Genomic DNA, 15,804 nt, shown 5'->3' on the forward strand with positions numbered 1-15,804 from the left:
TGGGCGGGACGATTATAGCGAAGTATGATAGTGCGATCTGAATCGGGAGAAGGCAAACACGTGAATCAGGAACGACCTTTGGCGGGTGTGCGCGCCCTCATCATCGACATGGACGGCGTGCTGTGGCATGGCAGCCAGCCCCTGCCCGGCATCCGGGAATTCTTCGCCGCCCTGCGGGCGCGGCGGCTGCCCTTCGTCCTGGCCACCAACAACGCCAGTTCCACCCCCGCACAGTACGTGGCCAAGCTGGCTGGCATGGGGGTGAAGGTGAGCGAGGATGAAATCCTCACCTCCGGCATCGCCACCGCCGCGTGGCTGGCCCAGCGCCGCGATCCCGCCTCCAGCCGGGTCTATGCCATCGGCGAGGCGGGGCTGACCGAACCGCTGCGGCAGCAAGGCTTCACTTTGGCCTGCAGCCACAAGGAAGGTGGCGATTGGCAGGCCGACGTGGTGGTGGTGGGCAAGGACGAAACCCTGACCTGGGACAAGCTCGCCACCGCCACCCTCAATCTTAACCGCGGCGCCGCGTTCATCGGTACCAATGCCGACGTCACCCTGCCGATGGAGCTTGGCATCAGCCACGGCAACGGGGCCATCCTCGCCGCCCTCACCGCCGCCACTGGCCGTGAGCCCACCATCATCGGCAAGCCGGAACCGGAACTGTACCGTCAGGCGTTGCGACGCCTCGAAGCGGCGCCGGAGGACGTAGTGGCCATCGGCGACCGGCTGGAAACCGACATCTTTGGCGCAGTGCGGGCCGGCATCCGCAGCCTGATGGTGCTGACCGGCGTCTCCAGGGAGGCCGACCTGGCTCAGGTGGACTACCGGCCCGATTGGATTCTGGCCGACATCCGCGAGGTCACCCGGGTCCTGGAGGAAGGGTGACGCCGGAAGGATTACAATGGCAGGACGATCATTGAAAGAGGGGGGAGCCATGACCATCGACCGTATCGTCCTCGCAGTCGCCGGCAGCCTGATCCTGATCTCCGTGCTGCTGGCGGTGTTTCACGACCAGCGCTGGCTGTGGCTGACGGCTTTTGTCGGCGCCAACATGCTGCAGTCGGCCTTCACTGGTTTTTGCCCGCTGGCGATCCTGCTCAAGAAGCTGGGCAAGCGGCCGGGAGCGGCGTTCGAATGAACCTGCGGGACCTGACAGCTAGCTGCCGTCCTAGGAGTCCGGACGAAGGTTCGTGAAAAACGGAAACGAGAAAAACCGGCTTTCCAGTTGTACCGCTGGCACCAGGGCAGGCCCGTCAAGGTGACGCTGGGCCGCTTTCCGGCCATGACCGTTGAGCAGGCGCGCCAGGCCGCAAGGAAGCTGCTTGGCGAAATGGCCGAGGGCAAGAATCCGCAGGCCGAGAAACGCCGCCGCCGGGCCGAGGCCGTCACTCTGGCCCAGGCGGTGGACGACTATTTGGCCATCCGCGACCTGAAGCCTGGCACTGTGGCCGACGTGCGCAAGATGATGGCCTGGGGGCTGGCCGACTGGCAGGACAAGCGCCTGAGCGCCATCCGCCAGGACATGGTGGAGCGTCGCTATCAGGCTCTGTGCGAGAAGTCACCGGCCTGCGCCAACCAGACCATGCGCTACCTGCGGGCGGTGCTGAACTTCGCCATGGCCCGCTACAGCGCGCCCGACGGATCGCCCATCCTGCCGGCCAATCCGGTGCAGCGCCTGACCCTCACCCGCGCCTGGAAGCGGGTGGACCGCCGCCGCACCCTGATCCGTCCGCACGAGCTGCCCGCCTGGTGGCAGGCCCTGGACCAGATCAATCTGCTGCACGCCGACTTCTTCCGCCTGGTGCTGCTCACCGGCCTGAGAAAGTCCGAGGCCCTGGGGCTGACCTGGGAAGACGTGGACCTGAAGGCCCGCCTGCTCACCGTCACCGACACCAAGGCCAGGCGGCCGCACGCCCTGCCATTGACCGACTACCTGGCCGGGATGCTGGAACGGCACCGCCACCGGCAGCGATGTGACCGCCGGCTACATCGTCATCGATACCGAGCGGCTGCGGGACCCGATGCAGCAGGTAACCGACTACGTGCTGAAAACGGTGGGGGAGAAGGAAAGCGCCGCTGTCATGCCATTGCGACAGAAGGAGGTTTGACCATGTGCCGACAGGAGACCGCCGAACGCATCCGGGAGATGGCCCAGGAACTGCCGGAGGAAGACGCCATCGCCCGGTGCCGGTACCACACTGAGTGACCCGATTTCGCCGCGCCTAGGTTGGCCACCGAAAGCCGGGAAACCCCTTGCCCGGTTGGCGCGGCGATCCTTCACAAGGGGGACTGCGTTGGAAGGGGGACGCAATGCTGCCTGCCTGGGTAAATCAATATCCACCGCTGCTGGCCGAACTGGAAGAGGCGGTTGATCTATTGCGAAAACGAGATCGCTTTTTTCCCGGTCCTGGCAGGGGAGCGATCCTCAACCAGGATACCAAAGACATGCTTGCCCTGGTGGCGCAGATGAAAGCCAAACTGGCGCGAGTCTTGGAAGAAAATTCCATCATCGCGTTCTTAGAAATCACCACGCGCCCAATCTCCCAGGATGCAAAGGAAACCTGCGAATGGTTGCGCGAACACGACGAACTGCTTGCCGAGGCTTACAAAGCGGGGCGCAATCTGTACCTGATGCAAGCCTGCCTGATGGGATTCGAGAATGCCTTGCTGGGATTGCAGGCGCACACCAAACCTCAGCGCAAGCGCCCCGGCAAGTATCTTGAGTGTTTTGTCATACACCACATCTTACGTGCCTGCGACTGTCACCTCATCGAGGACAAGGTGCGAAGGCAGGCGCTGGTCGATTTTGTCTTTGGCAAGGCTGGTGTTGAGCCGCCGTCAGAACGCACCTACAGGCGGTGGGTGCGGCACCAGGCCAAGGTGAGGCGGCAAATTATGGAGATGAGGACAAAAATACCCCCAAAATTCATCGATTTTTGACCGGACACCAACACCGGTTTCCCAGAAACTGCTCCCCATCACCAACACACGATGGAGAGCACTATGCGTTCACCGCTGATCACCCCAGAAGAAGCCTCCGAGATACTGGGCGTCAGTCCCCGCACCCTCGCAACGTGGCGGTGCCTGGGCCGTTACAACCTGCCGTATGTGAAAGTCGGCGCACGGGTTCGCTACCGTCTGGCAGATGTCGAGGGTTTCATTGAGCGCCGCACCCGCGAGCACACCGGGGGGGAGGCCGCCTGATGCCCTCTGCTCACTGCTGCGACTCGATCCACTCCTTCAGCGCCTCGTCCATCCGGGTCTGCCAGCCGGGGCCCGTGGCGCGGAAGTATTCCAGAACCTCCTGGCTGAAGCGGATGGAGACCAGGCGTTTCGTCGGCGCTTTCTGGGGGCCGCGTTGCCCACGACGGCGCTTGAGCGCGCCGGCCTTGTATGCGGCCACGACTTCCGGCACCACCTCGCTGGCAGGGCGCATCTTGCCGAAATCCTCATCGGTGAGTTCCCGCGTGTCTGGGTCTGCCTCGATACCGCGCTGGATTTCGGCATCATCTTCCGCAGTTGGCACATGTAATGGCTTCTTACCCATAGCGTCTTACCTCTCTGCTGTTGGCCTTGCGCAGACTGATGACGCGAATTCGGCGCCCACGCAGGGTGAAGACAAGGCAATGGAGACGATCGCCGATCGGGCCATAGGCGATGAAACGGTGCTCACCGTAGTCTCTTCGGTCGTCTTCAAGGATGGTGGCCGCTTCCCAATCGAAGTCCATCACCGCCTCGAAGGTTACCCCGTGGTTGCGCAAGTTGGTGGCCGCTTTGTTGTCGTCCCATTCGTATTCCATCATTGGACTGTAGATACAAAAAAAAGTGCGGTCAAGGGCAGGGCAATTGCATGAAGCCTACGCCAATCCAAGCAGCTGAGCCCGGTAGTGGTCACTGGAGGCGGCCAAGAGCCGTCTTGCCTTGATACCTCCGCGACGGTTGGTGGGGTCAAGGCGAAAGAGGTTGAGCACCATCTGTTTGAGCAGCGCCAGGTTATGGGCGGCATGTCGGGTTCGAAGGCGCATCTGGTCATCGCCCAAGGCGACATCCATACACCAGTGAAGCGGGGTAACTCCACCACCCTTGGGTGAAATTGATCTGGAGGATTGTGTCGACCAGACTGACCGCGCCGTTGAAGACCATGTGATCGTAGCTTCCCGGCGTGTTGCCCCAGATGTTGAGCGAGACGATGCTAAATAGTGCCGTTACAAGATTGATGCCCAAATGGCAATACAGCGGATGTGCACGGCGGCGACACCGGCGAGCTGGCCCTGGTTATGCGATCAGCATCCACAAATTCCAGGGCGCGGACCTTGACCCGCAGGATGCAGAAGCCGCTCTCCTCGCTGTGGAAGGTAATCCGCTCGACGGTGCCGGTGACGTGGGATTTAAGTTCTTGTTCTTTCTTGCCCAGTCCGGACTGGGCAGACTCGATATCCCGCCGCCGAATCAGACACGTCCCCTCCGTACATGAGCATCGGCATACCGTTTGGCGCTCCGGGTCGAAGGCATGCCCGGTCGGATCCGCCTTCCATCCAGCGTCGTCACGCCGGTCAGACCGACGCCAAGCACCCGGATATCGGGAACGATTTCGGCCTCGTAGTCGGTGTGATGGTGGCCGTGGACCACCCATCTGGCCCCCAGGGACCGGGCCAGCTCGTCGATGGCGATAAACCCATGAGGGTGACAAGTGGGCGCCTCGTGGGTCACCAGAATGTCGGCCCGGTTCCGCCTCAAAACCTCGAAATCTTCCGGAAAGATCGACACCCGGTGTTTCCTCGGCAGTCCACCCCGCCAGCGGTTACCCTTGCCCATCGCATGTAGCCATTCCTTTTTGGTGGGCCAACCTCTGGTGTCGGCATTTTCGCGCGGATACCAAACTTTCCGGCGGAACACGCCGCCCAAACCGGCAATCCGGAGTGTGTTGCCAATCTGGACCACCCGGCCGTGCAGGTTGCGGTCGGCCAACCCGGCGCCGAACAGGTGGTCGTGCCACTCGTCCCGGTCGCCATCGTGGTTGCCCGGAATCCAATAAACCTGGGTGATCCCCAGAATGGAAGCGAGAACCTCGTCCAGGGGACGCTCCAGGTCCAGATCCCCCAGGATGACTAGGGCATCGGGACGGTGTTCGAGGACCGCCTCGATCATGGGATCGAACGCGCCGTGGGGATCGCCGGCAAAGAAGATGGTCAGTTCGCTCATCCGTTCCTGCCAATCCTGTTGCCGATAACCACGCAATACAATCTTATGATTTATAACGGCTTTTATCGAAATCCCGAACCTGCGTCCGTGGTTCCGTCGCCGATTCAAAAGATCCGACATGGTGCGGCTTCCGGGTTATAATATTGGTTATAACGATACAGCGGTACCGAATCATGTTGAAAGTCAAAGTTACCACCGTCGGCAACTCGGTGGGTATCGTTTTGCCCAAGGAAGCACTGGCCAAACTGAAGGTGGGCAAGGGCGATGTACTCTATCTGGTCGAAGGCCCCGAAGGGTTGACATTGACGCCGTACCGGGAGGATTTCGAGCAGCAGCTCGATGCCGCCAGGAAAGTGATGCGCCGTTACCGTCACGCCCTGCGCGCGCTGGCCAAATGACGCCGAAGTGGTTGCTGCCCGAGGCGGTGCTTGCCATTCACCAGATGCTGCTTGCCGAACACGGCGGCGCGTCGGGCGTTCGAGATCCAGGGCTGCTCGAATCGGCGCTGAACCGTCCAAGACACCGCTTCGAGTACGGGCAGACGGTTTCGCTGTTCGATCTGGCGGCGGCCTATGGTTACGGGATCGCCCGCAACCACCCTTTCGTGGACGGCAACAAGCGGACGGCGCTCGCCGTCTCGGCGGTGTTTCTGGAGATCAACGGCCGGATGCTCGAGGCGCCCGAGGCGGAGACGGTCGTCGTGATCGAATCTCTGGCCGGCGGCGATATGACCGAAGCGGAGTATTCCCGCTGGTTGCAAAAGTGGTCGCACGCAAAGTCCGGGCTGTGACCGCTGTGTGCTGTGCATAGCGTGCGCTATGCGCTTGGGAAAATCGTCGAGAAATTTTCAGTGAACGCCGTCGTCTATCGTAACCGTCCCGACTCCCTCCACGAGCTCGCCTGCCGTGTCCGCGAAGGCGGCGATTTCAGTATCGAGTTCCGCGAATTTCTCGATCACTGGTATGGTCTTTCCGGCGACGACGCCAGGACGGCCGCCATCGCATCCGAGCCGGAGGAAATCGGCGAAGTGGAGGACACCTGGCTGGCGCTTCGGGCGGGACTTCGGCCGCCGCGATGGGTCAACCACCCCAAGCGCTTTCTCAAGCGGGCCTATTTCGCCGGCGGCCTGGAATCGTTGAAGGCGGTCCTGCTGGTGGAATCCCCGACCCCTTTCCGCCGCCGGCAGGTCTTCGTGTCGGCCAACGCCTTGTCGAGGGCCTGAAGGCGTCTTCGCCACCGTTTTCTCCAACTGTATAGCGCGCGCTATGCAGTCTCCATACATTGTCGGTGTTGCCTCCGCGACCGCAGAGCATTTGCATTTCACGCGGCTACATCATCCATGCGATAGCAACTAAAAATGGTTGCACACATCCGCAACAGCAACTAAAATTGATACCAGGGCAAAGGGGGATGATATGGCCGCCCGGAACAAGCTGCTGAACAAACTGCACAATGCCAACAAGACGTTTCCCTGGAACGACCTGGTGACGCTGTTGAACCATTTGGATTACGAGAAGCAGGAAATGGCAGGTTCCCGGGTGCGGTTTTACAACCCCAAGACGAAGCACATGATCCGCTTGCACCGCCCGCATCCCGAAAACGCCATCAAGGGCGGCGCCTTGCGGGACATCAAAAACACCCTGAGAGCGGAGGGCTACCTGTGACGACTTACCTCACCCACAAGGGTTACCTTGGCTCCATCGAGCCGGATCTGGAAACCGGTCGGCTGTACGGCAAGCTGCTGTTCATCCGTGATCTTGTCACCTACGAGGCGGAAACCCTGGAGGACCTGAAAAAAGAGTTCATCGCTTCGGTCGAAGCCTATCTGGAGGATTGCAAGGCGCTCGGCAAAGAGCCGGACAGGCCCTGCAAAGGCACCTTCAACGTCCGCATCCCGCCGGAACTGCACCGGAAGGTTGTCCTGGCAGCCAAAGGCAAAAGCCTCAACCAATTCGTGCGTGAAGCGCTGGAGGAAAAACTGTCCCATGCGGAGTAACGCTGTGCCAACCGATTCCATCCGCCGCCTTAAGGAGGATGGCAGGCTCGTTATCGAACCCGTTCCCCGGGGAAGAAAGCTCAAGGAGTTGCTGGATCGGTGGGAACCCCTGGAGTAGGAATTCCCCGACATCAAGGACATGCCCGTGGAACCGGAAGACATTTTCTGATGTCCGGCTTCCGGTACCTGTTCGATACCAACATTCTCTCCTCGTCATCGCCGCAGGCTTTGTCAGATCCGGGTTCCGGATACCGGGAATCCGAGGTTCCGGGAAGAATGCCGCCGGCAATCGAGAATGCTCAGAGACGACGATCAGGAACAGGAGCTTCTCGACTGGATTGGGAATGTGGCTGACAGGACGGGCTGGGAGTGAACCGCTATCACCCTTTCCACGACCGCGCCGCCGCCAAGCAGTGGTTCTGGTACTGCCATCTGGCCGACCACCTGGCCCGCCATCCGGAGAAGATCGAGCGCTGCAAACAGAATCTCGCCCGCATGCGCGAGAGCAATCCATGGGGCAAGCTGTTCCACGACAGGTGGGAACGGCTTCTGGAAGGCCCCCTGGACGCGCTCCTCGAGGCGATGAAGGACCCCTCTTCGGAAATGTGCGACCTGCGCCAGGAGTCGCCGTTTTGCGGCATCATCAGCCAGAAGGAGCGTCTCCGGATATTCATGTCCTTCGAGGACGAGTTCGAGGCGATGCGAAAGCGGGTGCTTGGTTGACCCAGAAGATCGTCGCCGAGCGTGCCGGGATCTCCAGGGGAACGCTGATCAGCGCAAGAGATCGATCCGAATTCCCAGGTCGAGCAAGGTCCAGCTACGGTCGGCGGTCAACACACCGAGATGCAGACGACTTCCCAGGGCCAGGCAAGCGCGGTCCCCCAGGGAAAGCCCTTTGGAGCGGGTGAGGGGATACAGCTTCGCCACGCCATGCGCATCCTCCTCGGAAAACGCCACCACCTCCAGTCCCAAAGCCTGCAATCTCGAGGCGATGGCGTGGGCATCCTTGCCTTTTGCTGCCGCTTTCGAAAGCACCTCGGCCAGGTTGACCGAACTGATGGCGGCGCCTTCAGCCAGGGCGGCGCTGACCTTTTCAAAGCCGGTTTCGCGTTGCAGATAGGCAAGTACTGCCGAGGCGTCCAGAACGACACTGAGCTCAGTTTTCACGGGCGGCTTCTTCCCGTCGTTCAGCGATCAGCGTCTCGGCCAGATCTTCCTCCACATCCTCAAACATGGCCCACAGCTCCTGCTCAAGGTCCCGACGGGGTTTGAGCACCAGGCGGCCATCCTCGACCCAAGCCACCACGACATCGCCCGGCTTAAGCCCCATGGCCCGGCGTAGCCGTTTGGGGATGAGCAGGCGCCCCTGGGCATCGAGAGGAAGAGGATAGATTTCTGGTGATTTTAATGTTTTCTCCATGAAATTAATTTTATGGCAATATATAAAATCGTGTCAATTCGGCAGCGTAAGGAGGACCTGCCCCGGCGGGTCCAGGTTAAGCCGAAATGGTGAGTTCGGAACAAACATGTCCGCAGCATCGAAAAAGCAATCGGTAGTCTTACTGCTGGCCGGGTTTTCCCTGGCTTTTCTGCTTGGCATGTTTCGGGCAGGATGGCAAATCGTCACATGGAGTTACCCCGCTTCAGTGGACAGTTCCACATTTTGGGTCTGAATCCCGCCCTTGCGCTGGGTATGCTGACGCTCGAAGTTGATCGGCGACAGATAGCCCAGCGCTGAATGCCGACGATGCGGATTGTACCAACCCTCGATGAACTCGAAGATGGCACGCTCCGCCTCGGCACGTGTGTGGAATGTGCTCCGGTCCAGCAACTCACATTCCAGCGTGGCGAAAAAGCTCTCCGCCATGGCATTGTCGAAGCAGTCTCCGACGCTGCCCATCGACGGCCGTACACCGGCTTCCTCACAGCGTCGGCTGAAGGCCAGCGACGTGTACTGGCACCCCTGGTCCGAGTGATGAACGACTTCCTCGGGCTGGCGTTGCCACAGCGCCATGTTGAGCGCCGAGAGCACCAGTTCGGTCCGCAGGTGCGCCGCCATGGCCCAGCCCACGATACGCCGGCTGAACACATCCAACACTACCGCCAGGTACAGGAACCCCTCCCAGGTCGGCACGTAGGTAATATCCGCCACCCACAGCCGGTCCGGGGCCTCGGCGGTAAATTGCCGCTCCACCAGGTCCGGCGCCGGCCGGGCAGCTTCGTCGCGCGATGTCGTGCACCAACCCCTGCGGCGGCTGGCGCCCTCCAGCCCCTTGGCCTTCATCAGCCGTGCCACCCGCTTGCGGCCGATCCGCTCGCCCTCAGCACGCAATTCGGCATGGATGCGAGGGGCGCCGTAGGTCCCGCGAGAGCGCTTGTGAATCGCCTCGACCTTGTCAGCCAGCTCGGCATCCCGCCGCGCCCTGGCCGACTCAGGACGCTTCAGCCACGCATAAAACCCGCTCGTGGAGACACCGAGCAGCCGGCACATCGTGGCAACAGGATAATCGGCCCGATTCACCTTCACGAACTCGAAGATTTCGGGGGCACCGAGTCGGTCTCCCGAGCGAACCAGGCCGCGGCTTTTGCCAGGATCTCCCGTTCGATCTTCAGCTGGCGGACCTCATGCCGCAGGCGGCGCAACTCCTCTCTCTCCGGGCTTGTCAGGCCATCCTCACAACGTCCCTCGTCACGGTCGGCCTGCTTGACCCAGTTGCGGATGCTCTCCGCCGTCGGCTCGAACTCCCGAGCCAGCGACTCCGGCGTCCGTCCAGCCCGAACCAACTCGACCATCTGTCGCCGGAACTCCGGCGGATACGGTTTTCTCGTCTTTCCCATTTCCAGACACCTCCTCTCAAATCATCAGGTGTCCACAAAAACGGGTCAACTCCAGTTGTTGGCCGAGATGGTCCTTCCGAGAGGCGTTTCAGCCGTTCCAGATAGCTATTCACGGCCCCCTTCTCCTTGCAGTAGCTTGGGATTGATGTGGTATTCAACGGTGGGACGCCCCTCGGTATCAACCGTTTTTGACCGCACCCATCCGAGATCCTCCAGCACTGTCAGGGATCGGATTGTGCCCTGCCGGTCTAGGAGTCGCCAACCTTTGCGATAAACGTCCCGGGGCCGGAAAGGGTTAGATGTCAAGCCCCGTGAGATTATATACACGTTTTTTGAAGAGCTCCGGCCGCTTCTTCTGCCAGTCTTTGAGGGCCTGTACTGGTGAGATGTGTCCCAGGGCCTTCTGGGGGATCTGATGGTTGTAGACGCTGGCATACTGCATCAGGGCCCGATCCAGATCCTGGCTGCTTTGGAAGCGAGTGGTTTTGAGGATTTCGGCGATCCGACCGTTGAAGCGTTCTACCATGCCGTTGGTCTGGGGGTGTTTGGGCGGGATGAGGCGGTGCTCGATGCCATGGCGTTGGCAGCCCTGGTCGAAAAGGTGACGGCCGGTCGGTTCGCGCTCCCCGGTGGCGCAGAAGCGGTCGGTGAACTCTTTGCCGTTGTCGGTCAGGACCTTGGTGATTGTGAAGGGGGCCTTGGCGATCAGGCGCTCGAGGAAGGCGGCGGCGACCCTGGCTTCCTTGGTGGGATGGATTTCCAGGTAGACCCAGCGGGTGGCCCGATCGATGGCGACGAAGAGGTAACGGCCCCGGCTCTCGTCGGGCATCTTAGGCAGGTACTTGATGTCGATGTGGACAAACCCGGGCTCGTAGTCCTTGAAGCCCTTCTTCTTGCCCTTGGAAGGGGCGTTCTCTCCTTCCTTGGCGGCGATCAGTTCTTTGAGGTTGGAAACCCCATGGCGGCGCAGCAGCCGGTCCAGAGCCGAGCGGGACATCTCGGGATAGATGAAGCGATGAACGACCGCCAGCAGGTCATCCAGGGGCAACAGCAGGGTTTCGCGCAGACAGACGACGATCGCTTCCTGCTGCGGGGTCAGGGTGGCATGGATGCGATGGGGCCGGTGCGAGGCGTCCTCGACCGAATCGCGCTGGCGCCACTTGCGGATGGTATGACGATGAACCCCGTATTTCCTGGCCAGAACCGTGGCCGGCAGCTTGGAGTTCTGGATCTCCCGGCGGATCTCGGGCGTGGTGCGGGCTTTCTTGTGGAGACGGATGACCATGACTTCCTCCTCGTCCATCAAGCTTGAGTCGTCTTTCCGGCCTGGGACTCTGCCATCAGCTCGCTCAGAACATCCCAAGCACGGAACAAAGGATAGCTCCTCTTGGGAATATGATCACACGGGACCCAACAGCTAACCAAAGCGGACCTGAAGGCGCTTTGGCCTGTTAGGAACCAGTTCGGGGCCGCCTTTGTGCCACCGCGGCCGGAGGAGTCCACACCGCCAGCGGTAGCCTCGGACAGTCGTGTCCTCTGCGGCGATTGTATCCACTTCCAGCCGGATACGATAGGAGATGGGTCAGGCATAGGGAGCTGCAGGGCAGAGGCCAAGACGACGGCACCCTTGTTTCCTCGGATACCGCGCTGTTGCGCTAGCTTCTGCCCTAAGAAGCCGGATGAAGATCCGTGAAAAGCGGCAACTGAACGGTAACGAAAAAAGCCGGCGAACAGCCGGCTTTTTTGTAAGTTATTGAATCTATTGGTGGCCAGGGACGGAATCGAACCGCCGACACGGGGATTTTCAGTCCACCGCATTAGCGGTTGACGCAGTTTGACGTGGTTCGCTTGCCATTGATTTTCCAGCGATTTACCATTGCCGGAAATTGACGGAAATCGCTGGAAATGGCTACCGAACATAGCACCGGCATAGCCCCACCCGACAAAGGGACCCTCACCAAGCGGGTGGTGGAATCCATAGCACCGCCTAGCACCGGCCGCCGATTCGTCTATGACGCCAAGGTGCCCGGCCTGCGGGTGCAGGTCACCGCCGCCGGCACCAAGTCCTTCCAGTTGTACCGCTGGCACCAGGGCAAGCCCGTCAAGGTGACCCTTGGCCGCTTCCCGGCCATGACTGTTGAGCAGGCCCGCCAGGCCGCAAGGAAGCTGCTGGGGGAGATGGCCGAGGGCAAGAATCCGCAGACCGAGAAACGCCGCCGCCAGGCCGAGGCCGTCACCCTGGCCCATGCGGTGGACGACTATCTGGCCATCCGCGACCTGAAGCCTGGCACTGTGGCCGACGTGCGCAAGATGATGGCCTGGGGGCTGGCCGATTGGCTGGACAAGCGCCTGACCGCCATACACCAGGACATGGTGGAGCGCCGCTATCAGTCCCTGTGCGAGAAGTCGCCGGCCTGCGCCAACCGGACCATGCGCTACCTGCGGGCGGTGCTGAACTTCGCCATGGCCCGCTACAGCGCGCCCGACGGATCGCCCATCCTGCCGGCCAATCCGGTGCAGCGCCTGACCCTCACCCGCGCCTGGAAGCGGGTGGACCGCCGCCGCACCCTGATCCGTCCGCACGAGCTGCCCGCCTGGTGGCAGGCCCTGGACCAGATCAATCTGCTGCACGCCGACTTCTTCCGCCTGGTGCTGCTCACCGGCCTGAGAAAGTCCGAGGCCCTGGGGCTGACCTGGGCCGACGTGGACCTGAATGCCCGCCTGCTCACCGTCACCGACACCAAAGCCAGACGGCCGCACGCCCTGCCATTGACCGACTACCTGGCCGGGATGCTGGAACGGTGCCGCCGCCTGGCGGTGGCCGATCACGTCTTCGCCGACCACCACGGGCGGGTGGTTTCCAACTTCCGCTATTCCCAGGCCAAGGTGGAGGCCGTCAGCGGGGTGAAGTTCTGCATCCACGACCTGCGCCGCACCTTCGTCACCATTGCCGAAAGCCTGGACATTCCGGCCTACGCCCTCAAGCGCCTGCTCAACCATGCCACCGGCAGCGATGTGACCGCCAGCTACATCGTCATCGATACCGAGCGGCTGCGGGACCCGATGCAGCAGGTGACCGACTACGTGCTGAAAACGGTGGGGGAGAAGGAAAGCGCCGCTGTCATGCCATTGCGACAGAAGGAGGTTTGACCATGTGCCGACAGGAGACCGCCGAACGCATCCGGGAGATGGCCCAGGAACTGCCGGAGGAAGACGCCATCGAGGTGCTGAAGTTCATCGAGTACCTGCGCTTCCGGCGTCTGGCCGGAGAAGACGAGACCACCTATTTATTGAGGGAACCGGCCAACCGCCGCCGCCTGCTGGAGGCGGTGGAGAACATCCGCAAGGGACGCGATATCGAGGCCAAGGAGCTGCTGCCGGATGATTAGCTTCGAGCGCCAGGCTTGGGAGGATTACCTGTACTGGCAGAAACACGACAAGGCCAAACTCAGGCGCATCAATCAGTTGATCCGGGACATCCAGCGCGATCCATTCACCGGCCTTGGCAAACCTGAACCGCTCAAGCATGAACTGGCCGGCTTCTGGTCCCGCCGGATCGATCACGAGCACCGCCTGGTTTACACCGTCCAGGGCGATCACGTCATCATCGCCCAATGCCGATACCACTATGACTGAGTGACCGAGTTCCGCCGCGCCTAGGTTGGCCACCGAAAGCCGGGGAAACCCTTGCCCGGTTGGCGCGGCGACCCTTTGAGGGAGTGCCTGGAGGGGGGTATGAAGATTCCCGAGTGGGTGCCGAAGGAAGGCGCTGACTATCTGGCCTGGTACCACAAATTAATGACAAGGCGTGCAGATTCTCATCCGATGGATGAGAACGTACTCAGGCAGAAAATCCAAGTATTGGAAAAACTGGCCATTTCTGACGAGATACGAACCAATGCTGTTGAGCCGCTGAAACAGATGGGATTCACCCGGTGGCGAGATTTCTATGGTGCCGCTGTCAATGCTTGCCTAGCGGCCATTTCCTCGATGGCCTATGAATTGAACATGCCGCCTAATGAATACAAAGCGGAACTGAACCGCTTTGCCGCAACTGCAAAAGACTTGATTGCCCGCTGGGAGCGTCTCAACATCGGCGGCCTTGGGTATGTCGAAAACGTGCCCTTGGAAGACGGCTATTGGATAGCTGAGCGCCTGAAGCAATTGGCAACCGAGATTGAGGCGGTTTCTGATGTCCATCTATTGTTTGCCGGTATCCGTGCCGGCCATCATAGGAATATGGCAAGGGATGAGGCTGCGATGGCCATATGCACCTATTTACACGAGGTAACAGGGCGCCCCAGGTATCGGATTGTGGCGGCTGTGTTGCGAGCATCCAGAATAGACTGCCTTGCCTCTGAAGACACGGTGCGATCCATCTGGCGCCGCAGCTATGACCTAAGTGGTCAAAATTCTCAAGAAAACGGCTGATTTTTCACCGCGACGACTGCGCCGTTTTTTCCGAAACTGTCCCCCGTCATCAACATGCAATGGGGGACACCATGCCTTCACCGCTGATCACGCCTGAGGAGGCCGCCCGGATGCTGGGTGTGAGCCCGCGCACCCTCGCGACGTGGCGGTGCCTCGGCCGCTACCGCTTGCCCTACGTCAAAATCGGCGCCCGTGTCAGATACCGCCAGGAGGATGTCGAGGCCTTCATTGAGCGCCGCACCCGCGAGCATACGGGGGAGGCGGCATGACCGCCTTGACACCCAAAAGCGGCAGCGCATATCCTGAGCCTGCACCGGCAAAATCCGGTGTCCGGGTCCGCCAACCCGGAACGCTCACGGCGCCTGGGCGCCACATCACGAGCGCCTTTTTTGTGCTCTGGAAGTCGATGGTGTCCTGTACGGATTCCCCTTCGGGGGAGCCGGTGTCCCGTGAGGCCGGTCTTGGCGGGTCCGTGCAGGACGCCGCCCCTCTCGCCAAGATGAGGGCGGCAAACGCCAATCTACTCACGGGAGATTTGCCATGAGCACTACATCCACCACCCGCGCCCCCGAGCGCCCCCACATATCCGACGCAAAAGCCGAACTGGCAAGTAAGCTTTACCGTGTCAGCCGCGACCTGGCATACATGGCCGCCGACATCGAAGCTGCCGTGGATCGCCTGGCCGGTGAGGGCGGGACCGACGCCGCCCTGGCTGCCGCCGCCCTGATCCGTAGGGCATCCGACGCCTGCGACTTGGCCAGCGGGAGCGCTCCCGGCGATCTGGTCGCTTTTCTCCACCACCTTGCCTACGATCTGAAGATGTCCTGCGAGCGGCTGGACGACATGACCGACCGCATGCCGGGGCGCTTGGGCGATCTGTTTGACCTGCTGCGCCTGGCCAACCGCGCCGCTATCGAGGCCGCCACCGAGTTGGCGGGGGAGGTGTGCGATGAGTGAAGTGCACAGCATCGCCAGCGCCGTGGCCGCCTTCCAAAAGCACTTCGCCCGCGACGTGACCTTTGGTGCGCGCGCATACACGGCAGAAGAACTGGAGCTGCTTGACCGGATCGAGGGCATGAGTCAGCCCAAACTTGAGGCTGAAAATCTGGCTTCAGCGCTCAAAGCGTTGTGGAACGCCGTCCAGTCGGGCGAGCTTGACGAGGAAGATTTGGCGAACACGATCTGGTTACTACACGAGCATGCCCGCCTTGTAGCCGACGCCATCAATGCCGCCTTTGGCGCGGCGATCCTGCGCTACGAGGCCCGCTTGGCCGCAGAGGAACAGAAGGCTGCTGCCCCCGAGGCGGAGGCCTAGCTAGAACGCAAAAGCCCCCGCC

General features: G+C 61.3%; 27 protein-coding genes and 1 pseudogene. 19 read left to right on the top strand and 9 right to left on the bottom strand.

The window, feature by feature from the left end:
• The first annotated feature begins 60 nt into the window (after positions 1-60).
• From MIN45_RS04400 to MIN45_RS04420, 5 genes are all read left to right on the top strand, one after another.
• The gene (locus tag MIN45_RS04400; RefSeq protein ID WP_286293599.1) at positions 61-885 is read left to right on the top strand and encodes an HAD-IIA family hydrolase; all 825 of its coding nucleotides are present in this window, start codon (positions 61-63) and stop codon (positions 883-885) included.
• Positions 886-934: 49 nt separating this feature from the next.
• Complete coding sequence (locus MIN45_RS04405; RefSeq protein WP_286293602.1) at positions 935-1,138, top strand: YgaP family membrane protein; 204 nt, start codon at positions 935-937, stop codon at positions 1,136-1,138.
• 87 nt (positions 1,139-1,225) lie between these two features.
• Positions 1,226-2,206 (top strand): tyrosine-type recombinase/integrase, encoded by a 981-nt coding sequence (locus MIN45_RS04410; RefSeq protein WP_286293605.1) that lies wholly within the window; start codon positions 1,226-1,228, stop codon positions 2,204-2,206.
• Between the two features lie 104 nt (positions 2,207-2,310).
• A complete protein-coding gene (locus MIN45_RS04415; protein ID WP_286293607.1) occupies positions 2,311-2,940 on the top strand; it encodes a hypothetical protein in 630 nt (209 codons plus the stop codon).
• A gap of 63 nt (positions 2,941-3,003) precedes the next feature.
• Positions 3,004-3,204, top strand: coding sequence for a helix-turn-helix domain-containing protein (locus MIN45_RS04420; RefSeq protein ID WP_286293610.1), 201 nt, complete (start codon positions 3,004-3,006; stop codon positions 3,202-3,204).
• A gap of 10 nt (positions 3,205-3,214) precedes the next feature.
• Here the strand turns inward: MIN45_RS04420 and MIN45_RS04425 are convergent, their stop codons facing one another.
• The 5 genes and pseudogenes from MIN45_RS04425 to MIN45_RS04440 all read right to left on the bottom strand — a co-directional run bounded on the left by MIN45_RS04425 (position 3,215) and on the right by MIN45_RS04440 (position 5,202).
• Complete coding sequence (locus MIN45_RS04425) at positions 3,215-3,526, bottom strand: BrnA antitoxin family protein (protein WP_286293612.1); 312 nt, start codon at positions 3,524-3,526, stop codon at positions 3,215-3,217.
• Between the two features lie 13 nt (positions 3,527-3,539).
• Entirely contained in the window at positions 3,540-3,803 is a 264-nt protein-coding gene (locus MIN45_RS04430; protein ID WP_286293613.1) for a BrnT family toxin, read from the bottom strand.
• A 54-nt stretch (positions 3,804-3,857) separates the two neighbouring features.
• A pseudogene (locus tag MIN45_RS04435) lies at positions 3,858-4,064 on the bottom strand (ISAs1 family transposase); the annotation flags it as partial.
• Between the two features lie 128 nt (positions 4,065-4,192).
• A complete protein-coding gene (locus MIN45_RS12415) occupies positions 4,193-4,453 on the bottom strand; it encodes a YrrC family ATP-dependent DNA helicase (protein WP_422732681.1) in 261 nt (86 codons plus the stop codon).
• On the bottom strand, positions 4,450-5,202 hold the full coding sequence (locus tag MIN45_RS04440; RefSeq protein ID WP_286293615.1) for a metallophosphoesterase family protein: 753 nt from the start codon (positions 5,200-5,202) through the stop codon (positions 4,450-4,452). Before MIN45_RS04440 ends, MIN45_RS12415 begins: the two co-directional genes overlap by 4 nt.
• A 173-nt stretch (positions 5,203-5,375) precedes the next feature.
• Here MIN45_RS04440 and MIN45_RS04445 point away from each other — a divergent pair, with 173 nt between their 5' ends.
• From MIN45_RS04445 to MIN45_RS04470, 7 genes are all read left to right on the top strand, one after another.
• Positions 5,376-5,600: an AbrB/MazE/SpoVT family DNA-binding domain-containing protein gene (locus MIN45_RS04445; RefSeq protein WP_286293617.1), complete on the top strand. Its 225-nt coding sequence runs from the start codon at positions 5,376-5,378 to the stop codon at positions 5,598-5,600.
• Entirely contained in the window at positions 5,597-5,992 is a 396-nt protein-coding gene (locus MIN45_RS04450) for a type II toxin-antitoxin system death-on-curing family toxin (RefSeq protein ID WP_286293619.1), read from the top strand. The genes MIN45_RS04445 and MIN45_RS04450 overlap by 4 nt, the downstream gene beginning before the upstream one ends.
• A 60-nt stretch (positions 5,993-6,052) precedes the next feature.
• Positions 6,053-6,424 carry a hypothetical protein gene (locus MIN45_RS04455; protein ID WP_286293620.1) on the top strand — a complete coding sequence of 124 codons (372 nt, stop codon included), beginning with the start codon at positions 6,053-6,055 and terminating at the stop codon, positions 6,422-6,424.
• A 193-nt stretch (positions 6,425-6,617) separates the two neighbouring features.
• Positions 6,618-6,866, top strand: a complete 249-nt coding sequence (locus MIN45_RS04460) for a type II toxin-antitoxin system HicA family toxin (protein WP_286293622.1) — start codon at positions 6,618-6,620, stop codon at positions 6,864-6,866.
• Positions 6,863-7,198 carry a type II toxin-antitoxin system HicB family antitoxin gene (locus tag MIN45_RS04465; RefSeq protein ID WP_286293624.1) on the top strand — a complete coding sequence of 112 codons (336 nt, stop codon included), beginning with the start codon at positions 6,863-6,865 and terminating at the stop codon, positions 7,196-7,198. Before MIN45_RS04460 ends, MIN45_RS04465 begins: the two co-directional genes overlap by 4 nt.
• A 235-nt stretch (positions 7,199-7,433) precedes the next feature.
• The gene (locus MIN45_RS12420) at positions 7,434-7,571 is read left to right on the top strand and encodes an antitoxin MazE-like protein (protein ID WP_422732682.1); all 138 of its coding nucleotides are present in this window, start codon (positions 7,434-7,436) and stop codon (positions 7,569-7,571) included.
• Complete coding sequence (locus MIN45_RS04470) at positions 7,568-7,921, top strand: hypothetical protein (RefSeq protein WP_286293626.1); 354 nt, start codon at positions 7,568-7,570, stop codon at positions 7,919-7,921. The genes MIN45_RS12420 and MIN45_RS04470 overlap by 4 nt, the downstream gene beginning before the upstream one ends.
• Positions 7,922-7,969: 48 nt before the next feature.
• Here the strand turns inward: MIN45_RS04470 and MIN45_RS04475 are convergent, their stop codons facing one another.
• The 4 genes from MIN45_RS04475 to MIN45_RS04490 all read right to left on the bottom strand — a co-directional run bounded on the left by MIN45_RS04475 (position 7,970) and on the right by MIN45_RS04490 (position 11,321).
• Entirely contained in the window at positions 7,970-8,365 is a 396-nt protein-coding gene (locus MIN45_RS04475; RefSeq protein WP_286293627.1) for a type II toxin-antitoxin system VapC family toxin, read from the bottom strand.
• Positions 8,355-8,618 (bottom strand): AbrB/MazE/SpoVT family DNA-binding domain-containing protein, encoded by a 264-nt coding sequence (locus tag MIN45_RS04480; RefSeq protein WP_286293630.1) that lies wholly within the window; start codon positions 8,616-8,618, stop codon positions 8,355-8,357. Before MIN45_RS04480 ends, MIN45_RS04475 begins: the two co-directional genes overlap by 11 nt.
• Positions 8,619-8,831: 213 nt before the next feature.
• Positions 8,832-10,036, bottom strand: a protein-coding gene (locus MIN45_RS04485) for an IS3 family transposase (RefSeq protein WP_286293631.1) whose coding sequence is annotated in 2 segments (ribosomal slippage) — positions 8,832-9,787 and positions 9,787-10,036 — 1,206 coding nt in all. Because the reading frame shifts where the segments join, the coding sequence is not laid out codon by codon here.
• A 295-nt stretch (positions 10,037-10,331) separates the two neighbouring features.
• Positions 10,332-11,321, bottom strand: coding sequence for an IS481 family transposase (locus tag MIN45_RS04490; RefSeq protein ID WP_286293632.1), 990 nt, complete (start codon positions 11,319-11,321; stop codon positions 10,332-10,334).
• 620 nt (positions 11,322-11,941) lie between these two features.
• On the opposite strand from MIN45_RS04490, the gene MIN45_RS04495 reads away from it, so the two are divergent.
• The 7 genes from MIN45_RS04495 to MIN45_RS04525 all read left to right on the top strand — a co-directional run bounded on the left by MIN45_RS04495 (position 11,942) and on the right by MIN45_RS04525 (position 15,782).
• A complete protein-coding gene (locus MIN45_RS04495) occupies positions 11,942-13,186 on the top strand; it encodes a tyrosine-type recombinase/integrase (protein WP_286293633.1) in 1,245 nt (414 codons plus the stop codon).
• Positions 13,187-13,188: 2 nt separating this feature from the next.
• A complete protein-coding gene (locus MIN45_RS04500; RefSeq protein WP_286293634.1) occupies positions 13,189-13,425 on the top strand; it encodes a type II toxin-antitoxin system Phd/YefM family antitoxin in 237 nt (78 codons plus the stop codon).
• The gene (locus MIN45_RS04505) at positions 13,418-13,672 is read left to right on the top strand and encodes a Txe/YoeB family addiction module toxin (RefSeq protein ID WP_286293635.1); all 255 of its coding nucleotides are present in this window, start codon (positions 13,418-13,420) and stop codon (positions 13,670-13,672) included. Before MIN45_RS04500 ends, MIN45_RS04505 begins: the two co-directional genes overlap by 8 nt.
• Positions 13,673-13,771: 99 nt before the next feature.
• Positions 13,772-14,467, top strand: a complete 696-nt coding sequence (locus MIN45_RS04510; RefSeq protein ID WP_286293637.1) for a hypothetical protein — start codon at positions 13,772-13,774, stop codon at positions 14,465-14,467.
• A gap of 71 nt (positions 14,468-14,538) precedes the next feature.
• Entirely contained in the window at positions 14,539-14,736 is a 198-nt protein-coding gene (locus tag MIN45_RS04515; protein WP_286293639.1) for a helix-turn-helix domain-containing protein, read from the top strand.
• Between the two features lie 271 nt (positions 14,737-15,007).
• Positions 15,008-15,424, top strand: a complete 417-nt coding sequence (locus MIN45_RS04520) for a hypothetical protein (protein WP_286293641.1) — start codon at positions 15,008-15,010, stop codon at positions 15,422-15,424.
• On the top strand, positions 15,417-15,782 hold the full coding sequence (locus tag MIN45_RS04525; protein WP_286293642.1) for a hypothetical protein: 366 nt from the start codon (positions 15,417-15,419) through the stop codon (positions 15,780-15,782). Before MIN45_RS04520 ends, MIN45_RS04525 begins: the two co-directional genes overlap by 8 nt.
• Positions 15,783-15,804: the final 22 nt, after the last annotated feature.

The sequence above is a fragment of the Methylomarinovum tepidoasis genome (assembly GCF_030294985.1).
GTDB lineage: Bacteria > Pseudomonadota > Gammaproteobacteria > Methylococcales > Methylothermaceae > Methylohalobius > Methylohalobius tepidoasis.

What these genes read in the sequence shown, in the direction of transcription:
- MIN45_RS04405 (WP_286293602.1), top strand. Translation starts at nt 935, where the DNA reads ATGACCATCGACCGTATCGTCCTCGCAGTCGCCGGCAGCCTGATCCTG.
- MIN45_RS04415 (WP_286293607.1), top strand. Translation starts at nt 2,311, where the DNA reads ATGCTGCCTGCCTGGGTAAATCAATATCCACCGCTGCTGGCCGAACTG.
- MIN45_RS04420 (WP_286293610.1), top strand. Translation starts at nt 3,004, where the DNA reads ATGCGTTCACCGCTGATCACCCCAGAAGAAGCCTCCGAGATACTGGGC.
- MIN45_RS04430 (WP_286293613.1), bottom strand. Translation starts at nt 3,803, where the DNA reads ATGATGGAATACGAATGGGACGACAACAAAGCGGCCACCAACTTGCGC.
- MIN45_RS04440 (WP_286293615.1), bottom strand. Translation starts at nt 5,202, where the DNA reads ATGAGCGAACTGACCATCTTCTTTGCCGGCGATCCCCACGGCGCGTTC.
- MIN45_RS04445 (WP_286293617.1), top strand. Translation starts at nt 5,376, where the DNA reads ATGTTGAAAGTCAAAGTTACCACCGTCGGCAACTCGGTGGGTATCGTT.
- MIN45_RS04450 (WP_286293619.1), top strand. Translation starts at nt 5,597, where the DNA reads ATGACGCCGAAGTGGTTGCTGCCCGAGGCGGTGCTTGCCATTCACCAG.
- MIN45_RS04460 (WP_286293622.1), top strand. Translation starts at nt 6,618, where the DNA reads ATGGCCGCCCGGAACAAGCTGCTGAACAAACTGCACAATGCCAACAAG.
- MIN45_RS04480 (WP_286293630.1), bottom strand. Translation starts at nt 8,618, where the DNA reads ATGGAGAAAACATTAAAATCACCAGAAATCTATCCTCTTCCTCTCGAT.
- MIN45_RS04490 (WP_286293632.1), bottom strand. Translation starts at nt 11,321, where the DNA reads ATGGTCATCCGTCTCCACAAGAAAGCCCGCACCACGCCCGAGATCCGC.
- MIN45_RS04495 (WP_286293633.1), top strand. Translation starts at nt 11,942, where the DNA reads ATGGCTACCGAACATAGCACCGGCATAGCCCCACCCGACAAAGGGACC.
- MIN45_RS04500 (WP_286293634.1), top strand. Translation starts at nt 13,189, where the DNA reads ATGTGCCGACAGGAGACCGCCGAACGCATCCGGGAGATGGCCCAGGAA.
- MIN45_RS04505 (WP_286293635.1), top strand. Translation starts at nt 13,418, where the DNA reads ATGATTAGCTTCGAGCGCCAGGCTTGGGAGGATTACCTGTACTGGCAG.
- MIN45_RS04510 (WP_286293637.1), top strand. Translation starts at nt 13,772, where the DNA reads ATGAAGATTCCCGAGTGGGTGCCGAAGGAAGGCGCTGACTATCTGGCC.
- MIN45_RS04515 (WP_286293639.1), top strand. Translation starts at nt 14,539, where the DNA reads ATGCCTTCACCGCTGATCACGCCTGAGGAGGCCGCCCGGATGCTGGGT.
- MIN45_RS04520 (WP_286293641.1), top strand. Translation starts at nt 15,008, where the DNA reads ATGAGCACTACATCCACCACCCGCGCCCCCGAGCGCCCCCACATATCC.
- MIN45_RS04525 (WP_286293642.1), top strand. Translation starts at nt 15,417, where the DNA reads ATGAGTGAAGTGCACAGCATCGCCAGCGCCGTGGCCGCCTTCCAAAAG.